The 18,375-nt window shown below is 44.3% G+C and carries 15 protein-coding genes and 1 pseudogene; 6 read left to right on the plus strand and 10 right to left on the minus strand.

What is annotated here, in order from left to right; genetic code table 11:
* Window positions 1-187: 187 nt before the first annotated feature.
* From ACO067_RS12460 to mnmD, 3 genes are read left to right on the plus strand one after another with little or no spacing between them, the layout of a single operon-like run.
* Window positions 188-1,423 carry a M16 family metallopeptidase gene (locus tag ACO067_RS12460; protein ID WP_421874601.1) on the plus strand — a complete coding sequence of 412 codons (1,236 nt, stop codon included), beginning with the start codon at window positions 188-190 and terminating at the stop codon, window positions 1,421-1,423.
* A complete protein-coding gene (ispF, locus tag ACO067_RS12465) occupies window positions 1,420-1,905 on the plus strand; it encodes a 2-C-methyl-D-erythritol 2,4-cyclodiphosphate synthase (RefSeq protein WP_421874604.1) in 486 nt (161 codons plus the stop codon). Before ACO067_RS12460 ends, ispF begins: the two co-directional genes overlap by 4 nt.
* Window positions 1,905-2,582: a tRNA (5-methylaminomethyl-2-thiouridine)(34)-methyltransferase MnmD gene (gene mnmD / locus ACO067_RS12470; RefSeq protein ID WP_421874606.1), complete on the plus strand. Its 678-nt coding sequence runs from the start codon at window positions 1,905-1,907 to the stop codon at window positions 2,580-2,582. The genes ispF and mnmD overlap by 1 nt, the downstream gene beginning before the upstream one ends.
* 59 nt (window positions 2,583-2,641) lie before the next feature.
* Here the strand turns inward: mnmD and ACO067_RS12475 are convergent, their stop codons facing one another.
* Entirely contained in the window at window positions 2,642-3,277 is a 636-nt protein-coding gene (locus ACO067_RS12475; RefSeq protein ID WP_421874610.1) for a pyridoxamine 5'-phosphate oxidase family protein, read from the minus strand.
* 83 nt (window positions 3,278-3,360) lie between these two features.
* On the opposite strand from ACO067_RS12475, the gene ACO067_RS12480 reads away from it, so the two are divergent.
* Window positions 3,361-4,806, plus strand: coding sequence for a PLP-dependent aminotransferase family protein (locus ACO067_RS12480; RefSeq protein WP_421874613.1), 1,446 nt, complete (start codon window positions 3,361-3,363; stop codon window positions 4,804-4,806).
* On the opposite strand, the gene ACO067_RS12485 is transcribed toward ACO067_RS12480, so the two are convergent.
* Window positions 4,792-5,535 carry a hypothetical protein gene (locus tag ACO067_RS12485; protein ID WP_421874615.1) on the minus strand — a complete coding sequence of 248 codons (744 nt, stop codon included), beginning with the start codon at window positions 5,533-5,535 and terminating at the stop codon, window positions 4,792-4,794. The genes ACO067_RS12480 and ACO067_RS12485 overlap by 15 nt on opposite strands.
* A 151-nt stretch (window positions 5,536-5,686) precedes the next feature.
* Here ACO067_RS12485 and ACO067_RS12490 point away from each other — a divergent pair, with 151 nt between their 5' ends.
* The gene (locus tag ACO067_RS12490) at window positions 5,687-6,808 is read left to right on the plus strand and encodes a Fic family protein (RefSeq protein ID WP_421874618.1); all 1,122 of its coding nucleotides are present in this window, start codon (window positions 5,687-5,689) and stop codon (window positions 6,806-6,808) included.
* Here ACO067_RS12490 and ACO067_RS12495 read toward each other — a convergent pair.
* Genes ACO067_RS12495 through ACO067_RS12505 form a run of 3 tightly spaced genes read right to left on the minus strand, consistent with a single transcriptional unit; the run spans window position 6,805 to window position 11,489 of the window.
* Window positions 6,805-8,010, minus strand: a complete 1,206-nt coding sequence (locus ACO067_RS12495; protein WP_421874622.1) for an MDR family MFS transporter — start codon at window positions 8,008-8,010, stop codon at window positions 6,805-6,807. The two genes, ACO067_RS12490 and ACO067_RS12495, sit on opposite strands and share 4 nt — an antisense overlap.
* A 12-nt stretch (window positions 8,011-8,022) precedes the next feature.
* The gene (locus ACO067_RS12500; protein ID WP_421874624.1) at window positions 8,023-9,114 is read right to left on the minus strand and encodes a DUF4249 family protein; all 1,092 of its coding nucleotides are present in this window, start codon (window positions 9,112-9,114) and stop codon (window positions 8,023-8,025) included.
* Between the two features lie 5 nt (window positions 9,115-9,119).
* Window positions 9,120-11,489: a TonB-dependent receptor gene (locus ACO067_RS12505; RefSeq protein ID WP_421874626.1), complete on the minus strand. Its 2,370-nt coding sequence runs from the start codon at window positions 11,487-11,489 to the stop codon at window positions 9,120-9,122.
* 267 nt (window positions 11,490-11,756) lie between these two features.
* Here ACO067_RS12505 and ACO067_RS12510 point away from each other — a divergent pair, with 267 nt between their 5' ends.
* Entirely contained in the window at window positions 11,757-12,731 is a 975-nt protein-coding gene (locus ACO067_RS12510) for an endonuclease/exonuclease/phosphatase family protein (RefSeq protein WP_421874628.1), read from the plus strand.
* Here ACO067_RS12510 and ACO067_RS12515 read toward each other — a convergent pair.
* The 5 genes and pseudogenes from ACO067_RS12515 to ACO067_RS12535 form a co-directional block, all read right to left on the minus strand.
* Window positions 12,720-14,345 (minus strand): arylsulfotransferase family protein, encoded by a 1,626-nt coding sequence (locus ACO067_RS12515; protein WP_421874630.1) that lies wholly within the window; start codon window positions 14,343-14,345, stop codon window positions 12,720-12,722. The two genes, ACO067_RS12510 and ACO067_RS12515, sit on opposite strands and share 12 nt — an antisense overlap.
* 37 nt (window positions 14,346-14,382) lie before the next feature.
* The gene (locus ACO067_RS12520) at window positions 14,383-15,258 is read right to left on the minus strand and encodes a pirin family protein (protein ID WP_421874634.1); all 876 of its coding nucleotides are present in this window, start codon (window positions 15,256-15,258) and stop codon (window positions 14,383-14,385) included.
* A gap of 60 nt (window positions 15,259-15,318) precedes the next feature.
* The gene (locus ACO067_RS12525; RefSeq protein ID WP_421878302.1) at window positions 15,319-17,694 is read right to left on the minus strand and encodes an ABC transporter permease; all 2,376 of its coding nucleotides are present in this window, start codon (window positions 17,692-17,694) and stop codon (window positions 15,319-15,321) included.
* 48 nt (window positions 17,695-17,742) lie between these two features.
* A pseudogene (locus ACO067_RS12530) lies at window positions 17,743-17,919 on the minus strand (permease prefix domain 2-containing transporter); the annotation flags it as partial.
* A complete protein-coding gene (locus ACO067_RS12535) occupies window positions 17,916-18,254 on the minus strand; it encodes a PadR family transcriptional regulator (RefSeq protein ID WP_421874637.1) in 339 nt (112 codons plus the stop codon). The pseudogene ACO067_RS12530 and the gene ACO067_RS12535, both read right to left, overlap by 4 nt.
* Window positions 18,255-18,375: the final 121 nt, after the last annotated feature.

An 18,375-nucleotide genomic window follows, 5' to 3' on the forward strand; every position in this document is an offset into this window, starting at 1 on the left:
GGTCCCATTTTGACGGGTGGGGTTAAAAAATTTGCCCAAAGGTATAAGGAATCTTATTTCTGCAGAATGTTTTTACCTTGCTTACCTCAAAAATCTTTAGTGATATGCAAGCCGCTCATGCCCCTTTGCAAAGAACCCAATAACTTCCACCTTTCATTGCCGACACATTCTGTAATTTTGACTCTTTATGGTTGACTACAAAGAACATAAACTCCCCAATGGCCTTCAGCTCATAGTGCATGAAGATCATGATACTCCACTGGTTTGCCTAAATGTCCTGTATAAGGTAGGCTCTAGAAATGAACTGCCACACAAAACAGGGTTTGCACATCTGTTTGAGCACCTGATGTTTGGTGGCTCCAAGAATGTACCCAATTTTGACGAACCCTTACAAGCTGTGGGTGGGGACAATAATGCCTTTACCAATACCGATATTACTAACTATTACATCACCGTGCCTTCGGCCAATGTGGAAACCGCCTTTTGGTTGGAGTCTGACCGAATGATGAGTTTGTCATTTGATCCGGAAGTACTGGAGGTGCAACGCAAAGTTGTGATAGAAGAATTTAAGCAGCGATACCTCAACCAACCCTATGGAGATGTATGGCTGAAACTACGACCAGTGGCATTTGAGAAGCATCCCTATCGTTGGCCCACTATCGGTAAGGAGATCAGTCATATTGAGGAGGCCACCATGGAGGATGTCAAGAGTTTTTTTGAGACCCACTACCATCCTGGTAATGCCATCCTGGTCCTGGCAGGAGATATTACAGAAGAAAAAGCATTGGAACTTACCACCAAATGGTTTGGACCAATACCTGGCAAGGATCAGCCAGTGGCTTCCGTGGAGCAAGAGCCACAGCAAAAAGCTGCCCGCAAAATGGAAGTTAAAGCCAGAGTACCTGCGGATGCGCTGTACAAAGTCTTCCACATGCCCGGACGAATAGGCAAAGAGTACCATTCCGCTGATTTGTTGAGTGATTTGCTGGGAAGAGGTAAGTCATCCATACTGCATCAGCAGCTGGTTAAGAAAAACCCGATGTTTTCGGGACTTTCTGCACATGTGACTGGAAGTTTAGACCCTGGACTTTTTGTGATTTCAGGCAAGTTGTTGCCAGGAGTTCAAATAGCAGATGCAGATGCCGAACTAACCCAGCTACTTGCTTCAGCTCTTGATACACTGGAGGAAAAGGAAGTGGAAAAAGTGAAAAACCAGGCAGAAGCGACTACTGTGTTTGCTGAAGTAGACTTGCTCAATCGAGCGATGGGTCTGGCTTATGCTTCATTCCTGGGTGATATCGACCTGATCAATATGGAGCTCGACCTGATCAAGTCCGTAACGAAAGATGACATTGTAGCTGCTGCGAAAAAGATATTAAGAGAAGAAAACAGTACCACACTTTATTACTTGTCAGAAGAATGAAACCAAATATTAGAATTGGATACGGATATGATGTGCATGCGCTTGCTGAGGGTGTAGATTTCTGGATTGGGGGAATTAAAGTGCCACACACGCATGGTGCTTTTGGACATTCGGATGCTGACGTGCTCATTCACGTGATATGTGATGCACTCTTGGGAGCTGCCAACATGCGTGACATTGGCTTTCATTTTTCGGACAAGGATCCACAATACAAAGGAATAGATAGTAAAATACTTCTTCGCAAAGTGGTTGACTTGCTGAATGATGCCGGCTATGGCATTGTCAACATCGATGCGACGGTATGCTTGCAACTGCCCAAACTAAGCCCACACATTGAGGCGATGAAAAAAACCCTTGCGCAGACCATGGATATTCCAGTTGAAGATGTGTCCGTTAAGGCAACAACTACCGAGAAACTCGGTTTCGTAGGTAAGGAAGAAGGTGTGGCTGCACATGCGGTCGCATTGATATATAAAAAGTGATGCAAGAACGACCCAAGCTTAAACTCATAACAACACAAGATGGCTCTCATAGCCTGATGCGTGAGGACCTGAACGAAACCTACCATTCGTTTCATGGAGCGATGGGTGAGTCAAAGTATGTGTTCATTGAGCAAGGTCTTGACTGGAGAGCACAGCAAGGAAATTCGGAATCACTGAAAGTGTTCGAAGTAGGATTTGGTACCGGATTGAATGCTTATTTGGCAGCAGAGTGGGCCGTGAAAAAAGAGGTGACCATTGAATTTCATTCAGTAGAACCTTTTCCTGTTCCTCGGGAACTATACGAGCAATTCAATTATGCACAGAGTGAGGAAGGCAATCAGCTTCTGCAAAAGCTTCATGACGTTCCCTGGGATAGTTTACAGAATATCAATGACCACTTTTCTTTAGTCAAATACACCTCAACGTTGGAGGAATTTAGGTCGTCCTTAAAATTTGATCTGATCTTTTTTGATGCTTTTGCACCAAGCAAACAGGCTGAAGTCTGGAACCTGGAAAACCTCCAAAAATGCTTCGAGATGACCAATGCTCGTGGATACTTAACCACTTACTGCGCCCAGGGCCAGTTCAAGCGCAACCTGGCAGCAGCGGGCTATGAAGTAGAAACGCTGAAAGGCGCCATGGGCAAAAAGGAAATGGTAAGAGGGTTGAAGTTTTAAGTTCTAGGTTTTAAGTTTTAGTAGATCATACATAGAACTTAAAACTTCCAACCTAAAACCTAGAATCTAAGATGCTTCGGCAATTCAACTTCCTTCCCTGGCTCATCAGGAACCGGCGCTTGTCTCTGAGGCTTGATAGGAATCAGCCCGGTCCAGATAGGTAAATCTTTTTCGCTTTCTTCATGACTTGGTGGGCCTTGCCGGCACTTGGCTGAGGCCTCATCTAATGAGAAACGAATGGCAGTGGTTTTGGCCATTTCTTTTAGTGTCATTGGTTTCAAGTAATCCCAGCTGTTGGGAACCATTTTTTCAGTCAGCGCTTTGAAAGCCTTGAATTTCTCGTTCTCATCTTCAATCAACTCACCCTTGGCAAAGACAACTACCGACCGATAATTCACTGAATGGTGGAAGGCCGTTTTGGCTACTACCAGTTCATCCGCGAGCATCACACTCACGCATGCCATCCGTCCATCACTGAGAGTGCGCATCAGGTGGGAGCCAACTGATCCGTGCAGGTAGATGTAATTATCCAGACGCACGAAGGATTGAGGAATGCTGAAGGGTAGGTTGTCTTCCGCATAGCTAACGGTGCAAAAAAGGGCTTCATCCAGGATGCTGTAGATGGTCTCATCGTCATAGTGCGCACGCTGATTGGCCATGCGGCTTGGTATGGTCTTAGGCGTTTTTCGATTCATATTTATTGTTTTTGATCAATCAAATGTAGAGATTCATCGGACTATTGAGTTAGTCCACTTTTTAAATACTGACTAGTCCACTTATGTTAATTGAATTACTAAAGATCGATCGGCAAAATACTGAGGAGCCACTGTTTCGCCAGTTGACATTGCAGATTACGGACCTGATCAAGACGGAAGTGATCAAGCCGGGCTATGCCTTGCCAGGAACACGTAAGCTTGCGGAGCAGTTGGGGTTGCATCGGCAGACGGTAGTATCGGCCATCGACCAATTGGTAATCGAGGGTTGGTTGGAAACCACCCCTGGAAGAGGAACTTTTGTGGCGGAAAAAATAGATACTACACCGGTTGAATTCGCCTCACAAAGTTGCGGGAAAGGTCAGGCACCGCATTTGAACATTCCTATTACGCTGCAGCGCGATTTACACCTTACTACTCAGCGATACCATTTGGATGATGGCCTTCCAGACCCGAGATTGGCACCTTCTGGTGAATTGGCCAGAGCCTACAAATCATATCTCACAGGTGGCAATGCCTACCCGCGATTCTCCTACGGTGATACCAAAGGACAGCTATATCTGAGAAAACAACTTTGTGACTACTTGCAGGAAACTCGAGGGATGCAGGTGTCCCCAGATCAAATCCTCATTACCAGAGGCGTTACGCAGGCGCTGTATTTATGCATCAATGGTTTACTAAAACCTGGCGATAAGGTGGTCGTAGGCGAATTGAACTGGGAGTCTGCCAATGCCAACTTTCTCCACCACGGCATGGAATTGATTAAAGTACGTGTAGATGAAGAAGGTCTGGACGTTGATCACCTGGAGGAGCTGATGAGCCAGAATGAGATCAAAATGGTGTACGTCACGCCACACCATCAGTATCCAACCACGGTGATCATGCCAGCAGCGAGACGCATCAAGTTGATTCAGCTGGCCAGAGCTTATGGGGTTTACTTATTCGAGGATGATTATGACTATGACTTCTATTATTCTGCACATCCCGTGATGCCATTGGCTTCAGCCGAAAATGGTCATTATGTCTTGTATGCGGGATCCTTTACTAAGGCGATTTCACCGGTCTTTCGTGTTGGCTATCTCGTGGCGAATGAGAATCAAATAGACTACCTGGCACGAATACGTAGAATGGTAGACCGGCAGGGTGATGGACTGTTGGAGTTGGCTATTGGTGATCTATTACATACAGGTGTGATCCAGCGTTACCTCCGCAAAAACAGAAAAATCTATCAACAGCGCAGAGACCACTTTGGCCAACTATTACTCAAATATCTCAGTGATTACGTTCGATTTAATCTACCTCTCGGAGGAATGTCTGTTTGGACCCACTTCCACAATCCAATAGATCTGAAAAAGCTTTATCACCAAGCATTGAAACGGGATCTATTCATTACCAGTGGAGAACAGATAGCTGGTGCGAAGTTCAACGCTACCCGATTGGGCTTTGCGTCGAGTAATGAGGAAGAACTAGAGGAGTGTGTAAGAATTTTGCGTCGACTACTGATTTCGTAAAGCTGCTTTCTCCTGACCATTGGCTCTCCTAAAATCAAAACGGAGTGACAGCCCATTGGCTTCTACATGGATTTGGTAATACTTCATAATGACTTCATTGCGGAAAAGCAGTTTTCCCGAGTGCGACTCGCCCGGTGGTATAGCCTGAAGCAGAAACATTTCAGAAGGAAGATACCGAAGCTCTTCTTTGGCCGATAGCTTGCTATCCTGTGCTGATGCAAAAGCCACATCACTGGCAAATAAACCAAGATCGGTTACTGCATTTCTGGTTTGATACTTGCGCTCATCTTTCCTGGTCCAGGTTTCTTTGTTGTGGTCTCGGATATCTGCAGAAGCATCGGCCACCACCAATACGGCCCCAAAGATGACCGAAGCTACCGCAAGTGTCCGTGCATTTCTCACTTTCTCCTGATAGAAGTATTCAATGTCTTTTTCTGATAAAACTCCCTCGGCAATAATCTCAGAGTCGGGTTCAAAATGTGTGGGACTCGTGTAGCTCATGAGCCGACGATCGTTGAGGAATACCGTGTCCTCGCTTTGATTGTCGATGTGCATCCAGAAGGTAACCAGTTGGTCGGTAGCCTTGACGAACTCCATGGTGTAGGAGACATCACCCACTTCTATAAATGATTGGGTATTGTCGAGCTCAGGTTGAAAATCTAGCGGTACTAGTTGGGAGTTGCAGGCAGCACAACTCAAGAGTACAAGGGAGTAAAAGAGTGGCTTCATGATTGGATTAAAACAATAATTGGGCCAGTTTCATCCAATGGAGCATTTTCAAGAAATCACAATCTCTACGGTTGCTCGATGAGCTATATCAACTTCATTTATAGCCCAAAAATTAGCTATATTTGAGCTATAAAAGTTGTCGATATAGCCCATGTTGTGGAATTGGAAGCGTCGTAATTGGCCAAACTTTAGTTTTTCAAGTGACCATCTTAAGAGTTATGAAAGAGAATTTCTTCGTAAAGCAGGCGAGCTTTCAGGTAGTCTAAAGCATATCAGTGAAGATGAGCACGAAAGTTTGAAGGTCGACCTCATGAGTAATGAAGCATACAAAACTTCAGAAATTGAGGGAGAAATTCTCGATAGAGCCTCTCTTCAATCTTCTATAAAACGACATTTTGGACTTAGATCAGATCATCGAAAAATACCTCCAGCTGAACATGGAATCGCTGAAATGATGGTAGATCTATATCGTACTTATGACAAGCCATTGACCCATGATCAGCTGTTTAAATGGCATAGTATGATTACGATTGGTCGCAGAGATTTGCTTGCTATTGGTAAATACCGAACACATGAAGACCCCATGCAGATCGTTTCGGGCCGAGTGGATTTACCTCAGGTTCATTTTGAAGCACCACCATCCAGCCAGGTTCCAAAGGAAATGCAAGCCTTTGTGAATTGGTACAATCAAACGAAATCAATAGAGCCACTTACCAAAGCTGGGATTGCACATTTGTACTTTGAAAGTATTCATCCTTTTGAAGATGGGAATGGCAGGATCGGTAGAGCCATTTCAGAGAAAGTGTTATCTCAGAGTCTTGGAAGGCCTACATTAATTGCGATTTCCTCATTGATTGAACAAGATAAAAAGGCATACTATTCTAAGCTACAGAAGAACAGCTCAGATCTGGAAATCACGGATTGGCTGGAGTACTTCTGTGAGCTGGTTTTAAAAGCACAAGAATATACTCAGCGTATGATAGACTTTCTGATTGAGAAGAGTAAATACTACAGGATGTACGATCATGAATTAAACGAAAGGCAGAAAAAAGTAATTGATCGTGTTTTCAGGGCTGGAGTGAATGGTTTTAAAGGCGGATTGAGTGCCGATAACTATATGTCCGTAAGTGGAACATCTGCCTCTACGGCAACAAGAGACTTGCAAAAATTAGTCGATCTAGGAGCCTTGGTAAGGAAAGGTGAGAGAAAGGGAACAAGATATTATTTAACTATTGATCATCCTGTTGGGAACGCTCACGGACTGATCCCTTAACTTTCCTTTGACCTCTTTCTTCTTAAAGAAAAATAGAACCCAATCGCAACGAATAAGCCAAACACTCCTGCATATAGCCAGGATTCATGAAAGCCAATTTTGGCGACAAGATTAGTACCTACCAATGGCGCAAACATGAATGCACTCGCAAAGCCAACAGAATAAAGTCCCATGTAAGCTCCTTTGTTGCGTTTACCACTGCTATGGACTGTATGAGTAACCATAAACGGCATGGCAAAGATCTCTGCAAAGGAGATAATTACACATGCCAGGTAAAGACCAATCTTTGCATCAATGGTGAACAGACAGAAAAATGCCAAAGCATTCAAGACGGTACCAAAAACAATCAACCGGTGAATTGGTATGCGTTCACCGATTTTGTAGACCAGGATCATTTCAAAGAAAAAGACGATGAATCCATTCAGTCCCAGTAGAATACCTATTTCTTGTTCGGAAAGCTGGAATTGTTCTCTGTGATAGATTGGCCATGTGGTAAATAACTGGAAGAACATCATCGCAAAACCCATCACTAGTAGGATGAAGAGTAAGAACTGGTAATCCTTCCAGACGCTCCGCTCGGCCGGTTCTTCAATCGATTTGTTAGGAGTATTTCTTGGTTGTTTATGACGGAAGTAAAAGAAAAACACCAGACCGGCACTGATGCATGTAACTCCATCCGCTATGAATAGAGAGTCATATGATATGGCAGCTAACAGTCCACCGAGAGCAGGTCCGAAAGAAAACCCCAGGTTGATAGCCATGCGGTTGAGGCTGAAGGCTCTGGTTACATTCTCCGGTTTGGCATATGAGGCCACAGATATCTGATTGGCCGGACGCATCATTTCAGTCACCACACTCACACAAAAGATGAAAATTGTCAGCGGATAGAACTCTTTGACTTGAGATAGCGCAAAGAACAAGCAACCACCACCTATCAGGCTAAACGTCTGTATCTTAAAATTGCCGATCTTATCAGTGAGCCAGCCACCAAGGAAGGAACCACATATGGCTCCTAGTCCGAAGGCGCTCATCACCCAACCAGTTTCCACCAGTGTAAAACCAAGAGAGCTGGTCAGGTACACGCTCAGAAAGGGAATGACCATGGTGCCACTACGGTTGATCAGGATGACCAAAGCGAGCATCCATGCGGCAGGTGATAGTCCGCCAAATGCATTTTTGTATAGATTAATGACGGACTTCATCTCATTGCTTATCTATTCATCAAACCTGACACTCTGTTCATTTAAGCGTTGGCCTAAGCTACTGCTATTGGAGAAATTGAAGAAACCCGCCACAGAGATTTCTTCATCATCCACCAAGATATTGGTCGGCAGGTTTGCAGGAGGTGTGGCAAACAATGCTCCGAACCCTTCTGGTCTGTTGGCTTCTTGCTGCAGTCTGGTTAGAAAGAACCACGCCTCTGGTGAAATTGCATGTAGTTCCAGATAGAGTGAATCGGCTTTTTTACCAATCGTGTTGTTATCTATCTGGAAGTATGGCTCTCCATCCAGTGGATACCTGGAGACTCCTCCATCGTTCTTCTCGCCATCTAAAATGACCGATAAATGATCTCCACTCATCTCCACTTTGGATTCATTGATAGTGAAGGTGCCATCATTATTCGCAGCAATGGTATCAGCCACATCATAGTTTGGAATAAAGTTGCCATTAATATCTGATAGGAATGGGTTTGCAAAAGTCCTGATGGGAAAAATAAACGGAATGCCATCTCCATTTCCTTCTGAAAACGAAGCGTCAAAGAATAAATAGATCTGTTCAGGTTCACCGAGAAACTTACCATTTCTCCAGGCTTTTAACCAATAGGCATCACCAACGCCATCTGGATCTAATCCGTAGAATTGACTGTAATAGTAAGCCGGCCCGAACGCAGACTTAGGTTCATAAGTATAAGTGATGCTGTCGATGCTCACATGCCTTGGGAGTGTCGCGGATGCGCCATAGGTGTGTCCATCATAGTCTATTTGGAGGTAATAGGTCTCACCAGCCACTCCAAAGGTGTCTGGCGAGTTGTAGATGTATTCGCCATTGTCCTGATCTATGAAGTCATAGCTATTGCCATTGGAATCCATCACACGTACAGAGGCGTCTGTGACTACTGGCGGTAGCTGATTATCATAATAAGGCTGGGTGGTAGTGAGCTTAATGGTGTGATCCCCGGGTCCTCTTGTGAGCCATGCGTCCACTACCAGATAGGTCTCAGTTTCATTCACTTTTACATCCACTATGGTTTCACAAGCGAAAAGAGAAAGTGCGGCTACAATCGATAGTATGTAATTAGATTTCATCAGTATCAGAACTTAAAGTTGTAAGAGATGCCCGGTATCAGAGCAGCAAAAATGGATACCTGTACCGCCTCAGTAGTGTAGGGCTGACCTTCCTGCGGCGTTTCTTTACCTTGTCGGAAGTAGATGGTGAATGGGTTCTGACGGGCATACACATTGTAAGCGGTGAACACCATACTGTGTTCTCCTCTTCGTGGTTTGCCATTGCGCTTCACATCTTTGAAGGTCCAGGTGGCGGAAACGTCCAATCGGTGACTGGGTGGTATTCGGCCAGCATTTCGCGTATCAATGGTGGATGCCAGATAGCCTTGCTGGGTAAATCGACCGTTCGGTGAGGTGAATGGTGTGCCGCTGATCACACTAAGATTGGAAGAAAGTGTCCACCATTTATTGAGCTCGTAGAAGGTGGAAAACGTGACATTGTGTAATTGATCAAATCGGGTTGGGTACCATTCATCACCAATGCCATCCACCTTCAACTCAGATCTGCCCAGGGTATAGCTTAACCAACCAGTGAAAACTCCTTTGTTTTTCTTGACATACAGTTCCAGACCATAAGCTCGACCATCTCCGGATAGCAGCTCGCCTTCTAATGTCTCGTTGAAAAAGAGGATGGCCCCATCAATGTAATCAATCTGATTTTGGTTTCGTTTTAGATACACTTCGGCGGAGGCTTCATAGGCATTGTCTTTGAAGTTTCTAAAGTATCCAAATGCTATTTGATGCCCGATCTGCGGCTTGATGTTGTTGGTCGTTGGGGTCCAAAGATCGAGTGGATTGGATGCCGTGGTATTTGAGATCAGGTGGATGTACTGTGCCATCCGATTGTAACTAGCCTTGAGCGATGAAGTGGGAGACAGCTGGTACTTCATGGAGAAGCGAGGTTCCAGGTTATGGTAAGTCTTTACTATGTCGCCTTGCTCTGTTTCTTCCACTGACTCTACTGGCTTTTTATAGCCAGGAATCGTGTCACCGTATGTAAACACCTTGGCTCCTCCCAGATAATTGAAATTGGAGTAGCGAAGACCTCCCTGCACCGTGAAATTGCCCGCTTTTTGCTCTAATCCCACATAAGCAGAGCTTTCCAAAGCACGTTTTTCGTCTAGGGAGATATCTATTTCTTCACCTACACTGACACCACGAGCTTCTGCAGGTTTGAACCGATAGAAGATAGCATCACCGCCAAAAGTCAACTCACTATTGGTATTGATGAAGTAGCTGAATTCTGGCTTGAGCTGATAGGAAATAATATTGGAGTCCCACTCAAACAGATCTTCGTCATCATCACCAAACGCCAGGGAGTAATCATAATCACTTACCAGTAAGGTTAGATTGGAAAACAGCTGGTCACTGAACAGGTGATTCCATCTCAAAGTGGCTGTCTTGTTTCCCCATGTAAATCCCTGTTGTTTGTCGAACATGAAGACATCCCGACCAAGATATGCTGAAAGGAAGATTCTGTTCTTGTCGTTATAGGTGTAGTTGGTCTTGAGTGTAAGGTCATAAAAGTATAGCTGTGCTCCATCTTGCAATGCTTCTACAAATGGTCTAAAAAGAACATCAGCATAAGATCTTCGTCCCGCAATAATGAATGATGCTTTTTCTTTGGCGATAGGTCCCTCTACCGCAAAACGGCTAAAAATGGTGCCGATTCCCCCACTTGCGGCATATCGCTTGCTATTTCCTTCTTTCATCCGCACATCGAGCACTGAGGAGATCCGACCACCATACTTGGCGGGTATCCCACCTTTGTACAATTTCACATCCTTGACAGCATCAGGATTAAATACCGAGAAAAATCCTAGTAAGTGAGAAGAGTTATAAACTGGAGCCTCATCAAGGAGAATAAGGTTTTGTCCTACGCTTCCCCCTCTCACATTAAATCCTGAAGCACCTTCACCTACTGAAGACACACCTGGCAATAGCTGGATGCTTTTGATCACATCTACTTCGCCCAGGAAGGCCGGTATCTTTTCGATCGTTTTGATATCCATCTCCTGCGTACTCATCTCCACTTCTGAGACATTGGCATCTTCGGCCCTGGCACTGACTACTACTTCCTGAAGTTGCTGACTTCCGGCCGAGAGCTCTACATCCAGCCGTTGATTGGAATTGAGGTTGATGACTTTGGTAATGGTTTCATATCCCACATATCTGAAGTCCACAGTGTACTCTCCTGGTGGTATGGTAATGGAGTAGAAGCCGTAGACATTGGTAATATTGCCACTACTCAGTTCTGTCACCACTACGGTAGCTCCAATGAGTGTTTCTCCGTTTTCGGCATCTTTCACATAGCCACTTAGCGTTAGTTTTTCTTGTGCCTGAAGATGAAATGAAAGACTTCCAACGAACAGGAGGGTTAGGTAAAAATTTTTCAAGAGCGGTTTGAGTTTAGATTGATCTTCGTAAAAAACGAGCATTGCCTAAAGAAGTTCTGTAATTCTGAAAAAATTCTCATGAAGAAAAGGTTAAGGACACAGCTGTCCACGTTTGAAGACTGAATCCGTTAGCATTTGTTACATAATAGAAAACAGAACCATGATTTACCCCTATACTGATGTATCTTGTGAGACATAACTATTTGCCAAACACTGTAGTGATTGGTGGGTTGGTTTAAGTATTGGTGTTTAAATAAACCACTTGACTTGAAGACTGTACTCTTAATTTTTTCATGCCTTCTCTTCCTTACTGTATTGTTTCCGCTGGTTCGTAATGACTACTGGGTGTTCCGAGTATTTGAATTTCCACGGTATCAGAAGTGGTGGATTTGTGGCATCCTGATGGCGGTAACTCTAGCCTATTTGTTTGATTCTAATGATATCTGGGTAGGTAGGCTTTTTGGCACCCAAACCCTGGTCTTTGTTTATCTCAGCTACCAGATCTTCCCCTTCACCCCATTTGCCAAAAAGCACTTGAGAGGCAACAAAAACCCCAATAAGCCGAACATCAGATTTGTCATCAGCAATGTGTATCAATACAACCGAAAGCAGCACAAGTTGATAGCTGAAGTTACCCGATATGAGAGTGAGCTGATGGTGTTTGTGGAAACTGACAACTGGTGGAAGGATCAACTCAAAGCAGCATTGAACGATCAGTATCCACATCAGGTGCTACGTCCTATTGACAATACTTATGGCATGTTACTCTTCTCCAAATTGCCAATTAAATCACATGAAGTCAGGTACCTGATTAAAGAGGGTATTCCATCATTTCGGTGCGTGTTGGAGCATGAGGTGGGTGAAATCACCTTTTTTGCGGTGCACCCTGAGCCGCCCGTTCCAGGTGAGAACCTGAAGTCTACTGCCCGTGACAAAGAACTGGCCAAAGTTGCCGAAGAAGCGAAACAGATTAAGGGACCAGTGGTAGTGGCCGGAGACCTGAATGACGTGGCGTGGAGCTTCACCACTGAGGAGTTTGTACACCAATCAGGTCTTTATGATCCCCGGCGAGGGCGAGGGATGTTTAGTACTTTTCATGCAAAATACCCTTTCCTCAGATGGCCGTTAGATCATTTGTTTTGTTCGAATCATTTCCAGCTCAATCGCATGCGCTGCTTGCGTAGCTGTGGTTCAGACCATTTGCCCATTTATGTGGATTTGGCTCTTGATCTAAAGGCCTAGTGCCTCAGCACCAGAGTAGTCTTTGTCGTAGCTATAAGCCCTCCAAATTCGAAACGGGGAAGCTGCTAGTTCAAACTGCCATGCCAATTCCTCATTGGGTGTAACTTCTATGATTAACCCCTGAACTCCAGACGCGATAAGCGTATTACCGTTAGGTAGTCTTTCTGCACCGGATAGTATTGGTGAGCTAATATCTGAGCTGACATACTGCCAAAGGACTTGGGGTGGATTATCGAATGATAAGTCATCTGGAAGAGCGATTTCAGTCACTGCTGATTCTAATTCAGCGTATTCGTTATTAAAGATCAAGAGGTTCCCTTTACCGGGTACATCTCCATCCAGAAAGTTTGGACTGTGTTGTTTAAATAAAATTCTTTCGCCCGGGCCATTCCATGTTTCAGGATTTCCAAATCGATAAACCAGGTCACCGTCAGAACCCTGTGCTTCTTCAGATGTGATGCTGTGGTCTATAACCCATATTTCGCTATACATACGTGCACTGATAAAGATCAGGTCATTTTCAGCATCATAATCTACGCCATTGCAATGCATGAATTCCGGCGTATCAGTGACATAATTGAGATTAACCTTTTGCGGGTTTTCAACCAGTTGGCCATAAGTAGTTGATGTTTCCACCTGATCCTGAATCAAATGATCCCATACATGCCATTCCCATACGATCTCATCGCTCTCAGGGTTGATTTCATAGATGGATTCCGTATTGAGCGTAGATGCTGTCCCTACATAACCTTTATCAATTATATCCTCTTGATTACGGACTTCCCAGACCATCACCAATATGTTGCCATTTGGTAGCACTTCCAGATCATGATGCTGTAATCCATCCAATGTTGATAGAGAATATTGCCAGGTCACATTTCTGTTGGGGTCCCTTATTACTACCTTTCCTCCATACCCACCTTGAGTAAATGGTGCCGGATCTATTTTATGTGCAGAAAGAAGCCTGCCATCTTCGAGCAATTCAGCATCATTGCCTAACTGTTCAGATTCCGTGAACTCCCAGGAAGCTTTCACCGTTCCGTCCTTTGACATGAGTCGAATGGTATTGCTTCCTAATTCATTTAGCAAAACATATCCTTCATAAGCCAGATCAGGATTGTATAGGATCAATTCTTCTGTGGCTGTTAACCCATTAGCATCATCTGGATCGTCTGCATTATCTACATAATTCAAGGGCCTATTGCAGTTTAGCTTGGATACCTCTGGGTTACCCAAACCATCACCATCATTGTCCAGATACCAGGTTTTCTGACAATCACTATCGTCTGGATCATCACCATTAAGCACATAACCCTCAGGCTCATCACAGCTTTCTATAGAAGTGTCAGGATCACCTAAGCCGTCATTATCTGAATCTAAAAACCAGGTTGTTGGGTTTTCACAGGAAGAGTCTCCCATTGAGTCATTGTCATCATCACCATTATCTACATAGCCGGTGGGTTGATCACAGTCTTCAACAGTCATGTCAGGATTCCCTTTACCATCTCCGTCAAGATCTTCAAACCAGGTTCTTTGGACGCATGTCTCATTGTCTTGACATGCTGTGAGTAGGAGGCTCAGGACAAATCCAAAAAGGAGAGAATATTTAGTCATTAGTAACTGTACGGGAAGTTTGATGTGGGTAAGTTAGTTAATCTGCTGGGAAAGGAATATACGTTTCGTCTCCCGGAACTTTGGGAAATCGCTTGTTTTGCCAGTCTTCTTTTGCTTGCTTTAGCGTCTCCTTGTTGGTAGCTACCCAGTTCCAGTAGATCAGTCGTTCTTCCTCAAATGGCTTTCCTCCGAAAAGAAAGAGATGTGTGCCGGCGTACATTGTGAGGCTACATGCATCTTCAGATTTAGATACCAGCATGCTGCCAGCATCCACATGATGCTCACATGCCTGAATAGATCCTTCTACAATGCAGACACCAATTTCACCTTCCAATTGTCCCTCAATATTTAGCTCAAAGTCCTTCTCCGCTTTTACTTCCACCATGAATAAGTCAGAGTGGACAGGAAGTGGGGATTCGTGTCCAAACCCTTTTCCTGCCACCAGCACAAATTGAGCAGATTGATCCGACCAGGCTGGCAAGTCAGAACGATCTACATGATGAAACTCCGGTTCCATGAACTCCTTTTCCTTTGGGAGAGCAACCCATATCTGATAACCATGGACCCTGTGCGTCTGTCCATTTCGCAGTTGCTCAGGTGTTCGCTCAGTATGGGTCACTCCCTTACCGGCAGTCATCCAGTTAACTGAACCCGGTTTAATGACTTGCTCAGTACCCATACTGTCCCGGTGCAATATTTCACCTTCCAGCAGGAACGTCAGAGTAGAAAGGCCCATATGAGGGTGCTGGTCCACATCCAGATACTTTTCTGGACCCATAGTGCTGGGACCCATATGATCGATAAAGATGAATGGACCCACCATTCGTTTTTTGCGAAACGGTAGCAAGCGACCTACCAGAAAGTCACCGATATCCCGACTTCTTTCCTCAATGATTAAATCTGAATTGGACATGAACGTATACGTTAGTGAATTAAGTTAAGCAACCTGATTCGCTACCGCAATGTTCTTGGTTTATTCATTTCTCAGGTTTTCTGCCGGATTTACATGAGCGGCTTTCAACAGTTGGCCGACAATACTCAGAGAGAGCGTGATTAGCATAATGACAATGGCAAGAGCAAACGGGACCCAGTCTGTGGGCTTGGGATCGGGATAAATGCTTTGTATCATCGAATTGATCAATAAATATCCTAATGGGGCCCCAACTACAAACCCAATGATAATCACCCACAAATACTGTCGGGAGGCAACTCGAATGATTTCGGCGAGCTGTGCACCAAGAATTTTTCGCACACTGAATTCTTTAAGTCGACTCTGGATATTGAAGGATAACAAGCCAAACAATCCGAGACATGCCAGTATGATTGCTACAACGGAAATGAAACTAATAATAATGATGTTACTGTCCATTTCGTTCATGAATTCATCGTATGCGTTCATTTGAATCACACGATCGTACGGATCATTCGGTGCTATGGACAGCCACGCGGCTTTCAGCTGTTCATCTAGTTTAGATAGACTACCAGCTGTTGATTTAAAAACCGCATAGTGGTATTCTTGCTCGGGAACCACTCGTACTACAGCCGGCAGCATCTGATCATAAGCAAACCAGACCTGATACTGAAAGTTTTTCACCACCCCAACTACAGTATACTTCGTGCTATCAATTGTTAGTTTTTGGCCCAAAGGATCTGACCAGTCCATTTTATCAACCATGTGTTGGTTGACGAGAATTTCCCGATTTACCTGATCATCTAGTTGATCATTGATCATTTGTCCTTCAACGAGCTGCATGTTCATCAGCTGTGGGTACGAAGGGGATACGCCCATTACCACTGATCGGATTTCTGTATCGAGGTGCTTGATGGACTTTACGTCAAAATCTTGGGTGAAGTGGCCGCTCGAACCAACCATTTCTTTCACATTGGTATTGTGATCTGCAAACTCCCGAAGCGCAGCATACTGCGAAAGATCGTTCACCCATACACTCAGAATGTCTTCACCATCGTAGCCCCAGTCCTGGTTCTTTAAATGAATGGCATTGTCGCTAAAAAGAAAGCAGGAGACCACCGTACAGAATGCAAATGTGAGCTGAAAACCAAGGAGAATTTTACTAAAAAGGTTGCGGCTACCAAACTTGGTTTTGCCTTTGAAGATGCTCACAGGTTGAAATCTGGAAACATACAGTGCAGGGTATAAACTGGAAATGAGTCCAACGAAAAGCAAAATACCCAGAAAGAATAGCATCATCAAAGGAATAGAGGCAAACCGAAAAGGTACGGTGAAAGGCAACACACTGTTGAACCCAGGCATAAACAGGAAGTAAGAAATCAAACTGCCCATGATCAATGCCAAGAAGACTTGTAGGAAGTTTTCTATTAAAAACTGGATGGTAATCCCTCGGCGTTCACTTCCCATGACTTTTCGCAAGGCGATTTCCTTGAGCCGTTTGGTGGAGGAAGCCACCGCAATGTTCATGTAATTGAAACATGCTAGTACTGTGAGGAGGATAGCGATGACGCCAAGAGCAAGCTGTCCGGATGGATGCGAGCTACCCGCCACTGGGCTGATAATCTCAAAATTTCGCTGAGCAAGTTCGTCCAAAGAGATCAAGTCAAAGTTCTGGACCTTCCACTCTGGATCGTAAGAGTTTTGAATCTTTACGTATTCTGCCATTTCAGACTTCAAAACATTTGGGTCTGATCCATCACTGAGTACTATAAAAGTGGCATCAGTCAGATAGGACCAATCTAATTTTTCCACAAGTTGAAGATCCTCAAAGTTGGCCATGGGTAACATGAAATCGAAACGGATGCTGGTGTTATATCGGTATTTATCCAGAACGGCCCCAACGGTGAAGGTCTTCACACGACCGTTATTGAACTTGAGTGTGAATTGCTTTCCTATTGGATCTTCATCAGCAAAATACTTTTCTGCCATGTTGTAAGAAATGACCAATTGATCTTTTAGGTCAAGGGTGCTATGGTTTCCGCTTAGAAAGTCATAGTCCAATTGTGAGAGATATCCAGGATCAACAAAAGTTAGTAATTCGCTGAATACCTTATCAGTATACTTCACATTGGCATACTGAAATTCTATCCGAAACATGTCTCTGACTTGCGGATGGTTTGCTAAAAGAGCAGGCCCAAGAGCAATGGGCGAGTCGCCCCAGGTGTTGAGATTGCCCTCTTCGCTTTCTACCTGATTGACGACCTGATAGATATTAGCAGCGTTGGAATGGTATCTATCCATGTTGCGCTGCATGTCAATGAAAATGAACAAGGTGATCAGGCAGCCTAAGGCTAGCGCGAGTCCAAGAATGTTAATGACCGATGTGGTCCAGTTTCTGGTGAGGTTTCGATAACCGGATTTGAGGTAATTAGTAAACATAGGGATTGAGTTTGATCTTTGATTGATTGATTGAGTCCTTTTAAAATTTGACCATCGGCAAAAACGGACGACATCCCAAACAAATTTCCGTTTGGCATAGCTGACGCCTTTTTCTTCTATTCTACGGTCAAAGAGTTCGTAGATATCTCCTTCGATTTCCTCTAATAGATCAGGATGGCAATACCACCTGAGAAATTTCTCTGCCCAATGTGGAGGGTTGATCATGAGGAGAAGTTGAATGAAATGTCAGGGATATTTTTGTACAGTCGCATGCGATAGCTCATGGACTGATCAAGTACGGCTTTGCCAGCTTGAGTCAAAGTGAAGTATCGCTTGCGCCGACCACCTCGCTCCTGAGTGGCACCACCCATCCAGGATTTTAGAAAACCCTTGGTCTCTAGTCTCTTGAGCACTGCGTGTACAGCACTCACATTGAGGTCTCTTCCAGACTGAGCTTTGATTTCGTCCATTATAGACACCCCATATGCTTCGTCATGAAGCGACCCTACAGTCAAAAGAATTAGTTCTTCGAGTTCTCCTAAATGCTCTCCTTTGCTCATGGATGCTTGTTTTATTTGTTATACAAACGTGAATGTAATGTATTAGTTGCTGTTTTGTATAACTAATTGTAAAAGAAATTTATAAGCCAACTTTAAACCGACTGGTAGGGTATTTGTCTAA

The organism is Marinoscillum sp. (genome assembly GCF_965229915.1).
In the GTDB taxonomy this organism is placed as follows: domain Bacteria; phylum Bacteroidota; class Bacteroidia; order Cytophagales; family Cyclobacteriaceae; genus Marinoscillum.